This window comes from Cupriavidus basilensis OR16, assembly GCF_000243095.1.
Taxonomy (GTDB): domain Bacteria; phylum Pseudomonadota; class Gammaproteobacteria; order Burkholderiales; family Burkholderiaceae; genus Cupriavidus; species Cupriavidus basilensis_D.
The window spans coordinates 17,912-28,279 of the sequence record NZ_AHJE01000008.1 but is presented as its reverse complement, the minus strand read 5'-3'; the positions used below and the strand labels follow the sequence as shown (position 1 = coordinate 28,279).

At 67.4% G+C, this 10,368-nt stretch carries 7 protein-coding genes; 5 read left to right on the top strand and 2 right to left on the bottom strand.

Annotation, left to right across the window (positions count from 1 at the left end; all coding sequences use genetic code 11):
* From kdpB to kdpE, 4 genes are all read left to right on the top strand, one after another.
* Positions 1–1,671: potassium-transporting ATPase subunit KdpB (kdpB, locus tag OR16_RS03000; protein ID WP_006156481.1), on the top strand; the 1,671-nt coding region annotated here is incomplete at its 5' end.
* A 57-nt stretch (positions 1,672–1,728) separates the two neighbouring features.
* Positions 1,729–2,346, top strand: a complete 618-nt coding sequence (gene kdpC / locus OR16_RS02995; protein WP_006156480.1) for a potassium-transporting ATPase subunit KdpC — start codon at positions 1,729–1,731, stop codon at positions 2,344–2,346.
* Positions 2,347–2,463: 117 nt separating this feature from the next.
* Entirely contained in the window at positions 2,464–5,415 is a 2,952-nt protein-coding gene (locus OR16_RS02990; protein WP_006156479.1) for a DUF4118 domain-containing protein, read from the top strand.
* 1 nt (position 5,416) lies between these two features.
* Positions 5,417–6,112, top strand: a complete 696-nt coding sequence (gene kdpE, locus OR16_RS40740; protein ID WP_081488639.1) for a two-component system response regulator KdpE — start codon at positions 5,417–5,419, stop codon at positions 6,110–6,112.
* Here kdpE and OR16_RS02985 read toward each other — a convergent pair.
* Positions 6,004–7,410, bottom strand: coding sequence for an isoprenylcysteine carboxylmethyltransferase family protein (locus OR16_RS02985; protein WP_006156477.1), 1,407 nt, complete (start codon positions 7,408–7,410; stop codon positions 6,004–6,006). The genes kdpE and OR16_RS02985 overlap by 109 nt on opposite strands.
* Before the next feature lie 213 nt (positions 7,411–7,623).
* Here OR16_RS02985 and OR16_RS02980 point away from each other — a divergent pair, with 213 nt between their 5' ends.
* Entirely contained in the window at positions 7,624–9,660 is a 2,037-nt protein-coding gene (locus OR16_RS02980) for a sensor histidine kinase (RefSeq protein ID WP_006156476.1), read from the top strand.
* Here OR16_RS02980 and OR16_RS02975 read toward each other — a convergent pair.
* Positions 9,627–10,286, bottom strand: coding sequence for a response regulator transcription factor (locus tag OR16_RS02975; protein WP_006156475.1), 660 nt, complete (start codon positions 10,284–10,286; stop codon positions 9,627–9,629). The two genes, OR16_RS02980 and OR16_RS02975, sit on opposite strands and share 34 nt — an antisense overlap.
* Positions 10,287–10,368: the final 82 nt, after the last annotated feature.

The following is a 10,368-nucleotide window of genomic DNA, read 5'->3' as shown; positions in this document are numbered from 1 at the left end:
CCCGGCGACGGGGACGTGATCGAAGGCGTGGCCTCGGTGGACGAGAGCGCCATCACCGGCGAATCGGCGCCCGTGATCCGCGAATCCGGCGGTGATTTTTCCTCGGTCACCGGCGGCACGCGTGTGCTGTCCGACTGGATCGTGGTGCGCATCACCACCAATCCGGGCGAGAGCTTCATCGACCGCATGATCACCATGGTGGAAGGCGCCAAGCGCCAGAAGACGCCGAACGAACTGGCGCTGACCATCCTGCTGGTGGGCCTGACCATCGTGCTGCTGCTGGCGACCGCCACGCTGCAGCCGTTCTCGGTGTACAGCGTGTTCGTCGCCAAGGCCGGCATGCCCGTCACCATCACCGTGCTGATCGCGCTGCTGGTGTGCCTGATCCCGACCACCATCGGCGGCCTGCTGTCGGCCATCGGCGTGGCCGGCATGAGCCGCATGATGGAAGCCAACGTGATCGCCACCTCGGGCCGCGCGGTGGAGGCCGCCGGCGACGTGGACGTGCTGCTGCTCGACAAGACCGGCACCATCACGCACGGCAATCGCCAGGCTTCGCGCTTCATTGCAGCGCCCGGCGTGTCGGCGCTGCAACTGGCCGAAGCCGCGTGGCTGTCGTCGCTGGCCGATGAAACGCCGGAAGGCCGCAGCATCGTGACGCTGGCGCGCCAGCAGGCTGGCGCCGCCACGCCCGATATCAGCGCGCTGCGCCCGATCTTCGTGCCGTTCACCGCGCAGACCCGCATGAGTGGCGTGGATGCCGGCGGGCGCAGCGTGCGCAAGGGCGCTGCCGATGCCGTGCGCAAGTATGTGACCGAGCGCGCGGGCAAGTTCCCCGACGCCGTGATGCAGGCCGTGGACGACGTGGCCCGCGCCGGCAGCACGCCGCTGGTGGTGGCGGAGTCCAGCGCCGATGGCAATGGCGAGACTGTGCGCGTGCTTGGCGTGGTGGAGCTCAAGGACATCGTCAAGGCCGGCATTCGCGAGCGCTTTGGCGAGCTGCGCAAGATGGGCATCAAGACGGTGATGATCACCGGCGACAACCGGCTCACCGCCGCGTCGATCGCAGCGGAAGCCGGCGTCGATGACTTCCTCGCCGAAGCCACGCCCGAGGCCAAGCTCAGGCTGATCCGCGACTACCAGGCCGAAGGCCGCCTGGTGGCGATGACCGGCGACGGCACCAACGATGCCCCGGCGCTGGCGCAGGCCGACGTGGCGGTGGCGATGAACAGCGGCACGCAGGCGGCGAAGGAAGCCGGCAACATGGTCGACCTCGACAGCAATCCGACCAAGCTGATCGAGATTGTCGAGATCGGCAAGCAGATGCTCATGACACGCGGCTCGCTGACCACCTTCAGCGTGGCCAACGACGTGGCGAAGTACTTCGCCATCATCCCGGCCGCGTTTGCCACCACGTACCCGCAGCTCAACCAGCTCAACGTGATGGGCTTGTCGACGCCGGCCTCGGCGATCCTGTCGGCGGTGATCTTCAACGCGCTGATCATCGTGGTGCTGATCCCGCTGGCGCTGCGCGGCGTGGTGTACCGGCCGCTCGGCGCGGCCATCTTGCTGCGGCGCAACCTGCTGGTGTACGGCCTCGGCGGCATCCTGGTGCCCTTTGTTGGTATCAAGGTCATCGACATGATCCTGACCCTGTTCGGCTGGGTCTGAGCGCAGCACCGAACGCATCGAACGCATCGAACGCGCTGAACATAAACGGAGCCATCCATGAATACGCAAGTCCAACCCGCCCAGTCCGCCACGCCCATCCAGGGGGGGCTGCTGCGCCCCATGCTGACGATCTTCGTCGCGCTGTCGGCCGTTACCGGCCTGCTGTACCCCGGCGTGATCACCGGCATCTCGCGCGCCGTGTTCCCGCATGAAGCGGCGGGCTCGCTGATCGTCAAGGACGGCAAGGTGATCGGCTCGGAACTGATCGGCCAGCCGTTCTCGGATCCCAAGTACTTCTGGGGCCGCCTGTCGGCCACCGCGCCCATGCCATATAACGCGGCGGCTTCCGGCGGCTCCAACCTCGGCCCGAGCAACCCGGCCCTGACCGATGCCGCGCGCGCGCGTATCGACGCGCTGCGCGAGGCGGATCCCGGCAACAAGGCGGCGGTGCCGGTGGATCTGGTCACGGCATCCGGCAGTGGCCTCGATCCGCAGATCAGCCCGGCCGCGGCACAGTATCAGGCGGCGCGCGTGGCCCGCTTGCGCGGCTTGCCGCTGGAGCGCGTAGAGGCACTGGTCGCGGCCAACACCGAAAAGCCGCTGCTTGCGGTGATGGGGGATCCGGTGGTGAACGTGCTCCAGTTGAACCTGGCCCTGGATGCCGAGAAGCGGTGAGGTTGGGTTTCTCCCTCTGGCGCGCGGCGCTGGAGGGAGTTGCAGCCGTCATTATGGTATGGCTAAGCGTGGCACAATCGTCTGCATCCATCTTCCTCCCGGGCAATGACCCCCACCATGCCTGACACCGCCCAGCGCGACACCCCCGACCGGCCCGATCCCGACGCCTTGCTGCAACGCATGCAGCAGGAAGGCGAGCGCGCCGCGCGCGGCAAGCTGCGGGTGTATTTCGGCGCCTCCGCCGGCGTGGGCAAGACCTTCGCCATGCTGACCGCGGCCCGGGCGCTGCGCGAGCAAGGCAGCGATGTCCTGATCGGCGTGGTGGAGACCCATGGCCGCGCCGAGACCGAGGCGCTGATCGAGGGGCTGGAGCGGCTGCCGATGAAGGCCATGCCGCATCACAAGCTGGACGACCGCGTGCTGCAGGAGTTCGACCTGGACGGCGCGCTGGCCAGGCGCCCGGCGCTGATCCTGGTCGACGAGCTGGCGCACTCCAACGCGTCCGGCAGCCGCCACCCCAAGCGCTGGCAGGACATCGAGGAATTGCTCTCGGCCGGCATCGACGTGTGGACCACCGTCAACGTCCAGCACCTGGACAGCCTCAATGAGGCGGTGGGTGGCATCACCGGCATCCGCGTGTGGGAAACCGTGCCCGACACGGTTTTCGACGACGCCGACGAAGTCATCCTGGTGGACCTGCCGGCTGACGAATTGCTGCGGCGCCTGCGTGACGGCAAGGTCTACCTGCCGGAGCAGGCGCGCACCGCGGCCACCAATTTCTTCCGCAAGGGCAACCTGATCGCGTTGCGCGAACTCGCGCTGCGCCGCACCGCGGATCGCGTCGACGACGACGTGCGCGCCTACCGCCATGCCGAATCGATCCGCCCGGTGTGGCGTACGCGCGAGGCGGTGCTCGCGTGCATCGGCACCGGCGACGATGCCGCGCAGGTGGTCAAGAGCGCGCGCCGGCTGGCCGGGCAGCTCGATTGCGACTGGCACGTGGTCACGGTGGCCACGCCGCGCCTGGCGCCGCTGGCCGGGCACGAGCGCGCGAATATCGAGGAGGCGATGCGGCTGGCCGAAGAGCTGGGCGCGCGCACCGAGACGCTGGCTGGCAGCGATATCGTGCAGGCGGTGGCGGGTTATGTGCGGCGCCACAACCTCACCAAGGTGGTGGTCGGGCGGGCCCCCGGCAACTGGCACCGCGGCGGCGGCAGCCTCCTGGCTCGCGGCCGGGCGCTGCTGGCACTCGGCCTGTCGCCGTTCCTGGGCGCGCGCGCCTGGCTGTTCGGGCGCCATAGCTTTGCCGATTCGCTGGCGCTCGGCTGCCCGGAGATCGACGTGATCCGCGTGGCCGCCGACGCCATGGGCGCCGATAAGCGCGGCCGCGCGCAACCGTCGGGCGGGCGCGCCGATGTGCGCGAGGATCCGGCGCGCAACGACGACAGCGGCGTGGTGGCGCACCGCATCGACTACCTGTGGGCGATAGCGTGGTGCGCGGGCGCCAGCCTGTTGTCGATGCTGGCGCGTACCTGGTTCGACATGGTCAATATCGCCATGCTGTTCCTGGCCGCGGTGGTGGCGGTGGCGCTGCGGCACGGGCGCGGCCCCGCAGCGCTGGCCTCGGTGGTGTCGGTGGCGGCCTTCGATTTTTTCTTCGTGCCGCCGCGCATGTCCTTCGCCGTCAGCGACGTGCAGTACCTGGTGACGTTCGTGGTGTTGCTGACGGTGGGCCTGGTGATCGGCCAGCTTACCGCCGGGCTGCGCGAGCAGGCCCAGGTGTCGGTGGAGCGCGAGACCGATGCGCGCACGCTCTACGAGCTGGCGCGCGAGCTGTCCGCCGCGCTGATGCCCGAGCAGATCATCGATGTCAGCAGCCGCTTCCTGTACGCCGCGCTGGGTGCGCGCTCGGCGTTCTTCCTGGTCTCGCCCAAGGGACGGCTGATGCCGCCGGTGATCGATCCCACCCAACGCGGCAATGACGCCATCGATTCCGTGCTGGCGCAATGGGTGTTCGATCACGGCCAGCCTGCCGGCACCGGCACCCACACGCTGCCGGGCAGCACCGTGCTCTACCTGCCGCTCAAGGCGCCCATGCAGACGCGCGGCGTGCTGGCGGTGGAGCCGCAGGAGTGGCGCGCCTTCGCGCGGCCCGAGCGGCGCCGGCAGATCGACGTGTTCGCCACGCTGATCGCCATCGCCATCGAGCGGCTGCATTATGTGGAGGTGGCGCAGCAGGCGCTGGTATCGATGGAGTCGGAGCGGCTGCGCAGCTCGCTGCTGGCCGCCGTCTCGCATGATCTGCGCACGCCGCTGACCAGCCTGATCGGCATGGCCGAGACCATGCAGCGCACGGAGCCACCGCTGCCGCCGTCGCTGTCTGAAACCGTCGGCGCGATGCGCGAGCAGGCGCTGCGCATGCGCACCATGGTGGTCAACCTGCTCGATATGGCGCGCCTGCAAAGCCGCGATGTGCGCATGCAAAAAGAGTGGCAGTCGCTCGAAGAACTGGTCGGCGCGGCGCTGGCCGGCATGCGCGATGCGCTGTCGCGGCACCGCGTATCGGTCGCGGACCTGTCGGCGCTGCCGCTGGTGGAGTGCGACGCGGTGCTGATGGAGCGGGTGCTGTGCAACCTGCTGGAGAACGCCGCCAAGTACACGCCGCCAGGCACCGCCATCCGCATCTCCGGCGAAGTGGTCGATGCCGAAGTGCGGCTCGCGGTGGCGGACGATGGCCCCGGCGTGCCGCACGGGCAGGAACTCTCGATCTTTCAGAAATTCACGCGCGGCGAGCGCGAGTCCGCGACCGCTGGCGTTGGGCTTGGCCTGGCCGTGTGCGAGGCCATCGTGCAGGTGCATGGCGGCCGCATCTGGGTGGAGAGCGTGAATGCGGACCACACCGGCGCGCGCTTTGTCGTGGCGCTGCCACGCGGCAATCCGCCCACGATCGAGCCCGAACCGTCCGAGGCGCCCAAACCGTCCGAGGCGCCCGAACCGCAGCAAGCGCCCGCCCGCGCAAGCGCTGCCGGGCTGGTCGCGCACGACGCAGCAAACAAGGAGTCCAACTGAAATGGCATTCGAATTCTCGCCAACGGTCTTGCTGGTCGAAGACGAGCCGCATATCCGGCGCTTTGTGCGCGAGGCACTGCAGGCGGAAGGCTGCGCCGTGCATGAGGCCGAGACGCTCAAGCGCGGCCTGATCGATGCCGGCACGCGCCAGCCCGACGTGGTGATCCTCGACCTGGGCCTGCCCGACGGCGACGGCATGACGCTGATCCGCGAGATGCGCACCTGGACCGAAGTGCCGGTGCTGGTGCTTTCGGCGCGCTCCGGCGAAGACGACAAGATCGCCGCCCTGGACGCCGGCGCGGACGACTACCTGACCAAGCCCTTCGGCGTTGGGGAGCTGATCGCGCGCGTGCGCGTGCTGCTGCGCCGGCACGCCAAGACCAATCCGCAAGGCACGCCGCAGATCGCCTTTGGCGAGGTGCAGATCGACCTGGCCAACCGCGTGGTGACCCGCTCCGGGCAGGATGTGCACCTGACGCCGATCGAGTACCGCCTGCTCGCCGTGCTGATCGCGCATCGCGGCAAGGTCATGACGCACCGCGAACTGCTGCGCGAGGTCTGGGGGCCCGCGCACTCGGAGAGCAGCCACTACCTGCGGGTGTACATGGGGCACCTGCGGCACAAGCTGGAAGCCGATCCCGCGCAGCCCTCGCACCTGATGACGGAAGTGGGGGTGGGATATCGGTTCGTGGGGTAATCAGGCGCTCGGCTCAAGCGGCGCCGGCGGCCGTAGCGCAGGTTCCCCAGCACGGGCAGAACCCGCAGGAAGCGGAACATACCGTTGTGGTCGATCCATCTGGCGTAAGCCACGTAGTCCGGATCCTGGGACAAATGCCGCTCTTCCGTCATGGCCCGCATCGCGTAGATGCCGTTCAAGGCCAGCAGCAACAGGCAGTGGCGCAGCGTCTCATCCGCGGAGCCATGGGCCATGAAGGGGATGGAGATCATCCACCAGGACAGGTTCTTGGCCACATAGGCGGGATGCTTGGTCCACCGGTAAGGCCCGTTGGTGATGATGCCCCGGTGGGTCAGGTTCGAGAACCGCGCGCCGAAGATCACCGTAGCCCAGACGTAGATCGCCGTCAGCACCAGGATCGCACTGCCCCAGATGCCATAGAGCAGCGGTGTGTTCCAAAGCCACGCACCCCACTGCAGGCCGGTCTCGTAATGCAGGTACTGCCGCCCGATCAGCGACCAGAACGGTTCATAGCATGCCAGCGCCATCGCCCAGCCCAGCATGGACGGCTCAGCCGAGCGCACGTGCGTGTCGGTGATGCGCAGCGCCATCAGGTAGCCCATCACGACCAGGCCCACATCGATGAAGTACATGAAGCCGTAGAGCAGGTCGAACCAGGCCTTGAAGCTCGTCAGCAGTGCAAAGTCGGCGGCGACGAAACGCGCCAGGTCATTGCACATATAGGTGAACATCAGGGGCAGGAAGAAGCCCTTGATCAACCAGGCGAGCAGATGCTGCCCCGCCACCTTGCCATCCTCCTTGCCCCACTGCAGCGTGACCAGCTTGCCCATGTGCCAGTAGCCATCCAAGGGTCGGGCCATCTTGCGGTCGACGAAGAAGAAATAGGGCAGCGCCAGTGCGGCCCAGGCCGGCAGCACGATGGCCAGCATGGAGAAATAGCGCTCGTAGAAGGCCGCGTGGTATTCGGGGAGCAGCCAGTACAGCAGGCCGACAAAGCCCATGCTGCCAAGGAGGCCCGCAAATTTGGCCAGGCTGCGGTGCCACGACGGATTGTCCCGGGAAAAATCCAGGCCGGTGGCAGCGCGCAAGTGCACCTTCTGCCAGCCCAGGTCGAGCAGGAAGATGGCCGCTGCCGTCACCCCGACGATGAACAGGGCCGAATGGACCATGTTGTCGCCGAAGGGCCGGTCGGTCCGCACGATGGTGACGGCAAGCAGGAACGCCGCCAGGCCCGCGGTGGCGACGGCGCCGTGGGTGGCTGAGCGGGGCCGCAGCGCTTTGTCTTGAGGCGTCGTCACTGACTGGTTCCTCGGTGTTGCATATCGCAGTGGGTGCGACGGGCTGGATTACGCATGGCGGATGGGAGTCGAGTGCTTTGATCAAGCCGATCCTATCCAAAGGAACCAGCGCAAAACTTACAAATACTGACATTGCCAAGGAAAGTGAAAAAGCCCAATCCTTGCTGAGATATAGTCGTGGCCTTTTCCGCGAAGCATCAATTGGAGGGGGCAATGCTGCGGCTATTCTGGATTGTTCTCTTGTGCTGGGCGGGGCACTCCGCCGCGTGGGCCGACATGCGCCTGCCGCAGTCGGGCGAGGTCTCGCTCGGCCAGCATTGGGCACTGCTGCGCGATCCACAGGATGCGTTGACCGTGGACCAGTTGGCGCGGCCCGAGGTGGCGGCGGCCTTCCAGGCCCAGGACTCTCCACCAGCGCTTGGCTACGTCCACGGGGCCGTCTGGCTGCGCATCACGCTGACCCGCCCCGCGGACGCGGCGCCGATATGGCTGCTGGAGCTGCGCTCCGCGTTGCTGGACGACGTCACGCTGTTCGCGCCGCAAAAGGCGGGCGGATACGCGCAGCGGGTGGCTGGCGACAGGCAGCCGGTGGTGGGGCGCGACGTCGATTACCGGAACCCGGTGTTTCGGCTCGACCTGCCGCCGGAGCAGCCGGTCACGCTCTATCTGCGCGTGCGCAGTACCAGCACGATGAGCTTTCCGCTGGTGGCGTGGTCGCCGGACGCGTTCATTTCCTTCATCGGCACCGAACTGCTTCTGTTTGGCTTGTTCTACGCGGCCCACCTGGTCTTGCTGATTACCAGCGTCTGGTTTTACTGGGTGACGCGCAATCTTTCCTTTGGCCTGTTCAGCCTTACCGTACTGGCCAACCTGTTCACCTCGCTGTCCGCGGAGGGCTTCACGTACCAGTACCTCCTGCCTGGATGGCCGCTGACGAGCGATGCCTTGTACGTGGTGAGCTGGTTTTTTGCGACACCGCTTGGCACCTTGTTCACGGCGCACTACCTGGGCCTGTACGAGTCGCCGTGGCGGCGTTGGGCGATCGGCTTTTCGGTGCTGGCCTGGGGCGTGGCGGTGGTCATGACCCCTTGCTTGCTGCTGGGCGACGTCTGGTGGATACGCCCACTGGCGCTGCTCTGGGGCATCGTCACCATGGGGATACTGCTGATCGCTTCCGCGGTGATGACCTGGCGCGGCCAAAAGGCCGCGCGTGTGCTTTTGTTCGTCCTGGTCCTGCTCTTTGGCGGCACCGTGCTGCGCCTGGCGCGCAATATCGGCGCGATCGATCCCGGCGCGTTCGTCGATAACGCCAACTACCTGGGCATGATGGCGTTCCTGCTCATCATGAATTCGGCCATCAGCTGGCGCTACACCGACATGCGCGCCGAAAAGGAGGCCGCTCAGGCCGAAGCCTTGCGCGTGGCCCGTCAGGCCGAGCGTGACCTGGAGGTCAAGGTCGCCCTGCGCACCCAGGCGCTCAGGGACGCCATGGCGCAGGTGGAGGCGTCGCTGTCGCTGGAGCGGCGCGCGCAGGAGGAGCAGCGGCAGTTCCTGTCCACGGTCTCGCATGAACTGCGCACGCCGCTGGCGGTGATCGATGCCACCGCCCAGAACCTGGACCTGGACGATGCCCATGATGACCCGCAGACCTCGGCCCGGTACCAGAAGATCCTGCGCGCCACCCAACGCCTGACCATGCTGCTCAATGACTCCCTGCATGAAGATGGCTTCGAGTTGCTGCGCCATGGCTCCCGGCCGTCGCCCACCAGCCTGTCGGACTTGCTGGCGGATGCCGCGGCGGCAGCGCAACTGCTTTCAGAGGGGCACCGGCTGGAGGTGGATGGGGAACGCCTGCCGGAAGCCTTCCTGTGCGACGCCAGCCTGCTGCGGCTGGCATTGCGCACGCTGGCCGACAATGCGGTGAAGTACACGCCCGCGGGCTGCCGGGTGGTCTTGGCGGGCAGGTTGGTGGTCGACGGCGTGGTGCTGGAGGTGCGGGACAACGGCCCGGGCATCGCGCCGGCGGACCTGCCACGCGTATTCGACCGTTTTTACCGCGGCCAGAATGCCGGCCGGAAGCCTGGCACCGGGCTCGGCTTGTCGCTGGCCCGGCGCATGGTGGAAATGCAGGGCGGCACCTTGAACCTGGATAGCGCGCCGGGGCAGGGTTGCCGTGCCACGATTTTCCTGCCGTCGGCGCGGCCGGGTGTGCAGGTTCAGGCCAGCGAGATGGGCGCGGCGAACGTGTAGCCCTTGCGGTGGGCGGTCCTGAGCGGCAATTCACTGCCCGATTCGTTGCGCCAGCGCTGCCGCAGGCGGCTGACCATGGTTTCCAGCCGGCGCTCGTCGTAGCTCAGCCAGTCGAAGCCGAAGCCTTCGGCGATCTGGCGGCGATTGACGGGCTCCGTGGGATGGAGCGCCAGCATTTCGAGCAATTTGCTCTCGTTGGACGACACGGCAAGGCGGGTTCCCGCCGGCGCCACCAGCGTGCAGGCCTGCCGGTCGAGCCGCCAGTTGGCGATGACCCGGCGGCCCAGGGCGCGCAGGATGGCATCGAATTCGAGCAGCTTGATCGGTTTGACCAGATAGTGATCCGCGCCGTCGTTCAGGCCGTGCAGCTTGTCCTGCGTTTCGCCGCGGGCCGTGAGCATGACAATGCCGCAGCCGGGCCGCGCCTTGCGCAGGCGGCTGGCCGCGTCGAAACCCGTACCGTCGGGGAGCATGACGTCGATGACGGCAATGTCGGCCTGTGCGGCCAGCGGCGCGAATTGCGCCAGGCTGCCGGCCTGGCTGACCGTCCAGCCGCGCTTTTGCAGGAAGGCCGCTATTTCCTCGCGCAGTTCGACCTCGTCCTCGAGCAGGACTACGTTGCCCATTTCAACACCTTGCAGCGGTTGTGTTCAATGATCGTGGCGAGGAATTCCTGTGCTTGCCTGACAAGATCCGAAGGCTTGCGCC

Bases quoted from the DNA above. Each gene is read 5' to 3' on its own strand.
- kdpC (WP_006156480.1), top strand. From the start codon at position 1,729: ATGAATACGCAAGTCCAACCCGCCCAGTCCGCCACGCCCATCCAGGGG.
- OR16_RS02990 (WP_006156479.1), top strand. From the start codon at position 2,464: ATGCCTGACACCGCCCAGCGCGACACCCCCGACCGGCCCGATCCCGAC.
- kdpE (WP_081488639.1), top strand. From the start codon at position 5,417: ATGGCATTCGAATTCTCGCCAACGGTCTTGCTGGTCGAAGACGAGCCG.
- OR16_RS02980 (WP_006156476.1), top strand. From the start codon at position 7,624: ATGCTGCGGCTATTCTGGATTGTTCTCTTGTGCTGGGCGGGGCACTCC.
- OR16_RS02975 (WP_006156475.1), bottom strand. From the start codon at position 10,286: ATGGGCAACGTAGTCCTGCTCGAGGACGAGGTCGAACTGCGCGAGGAA.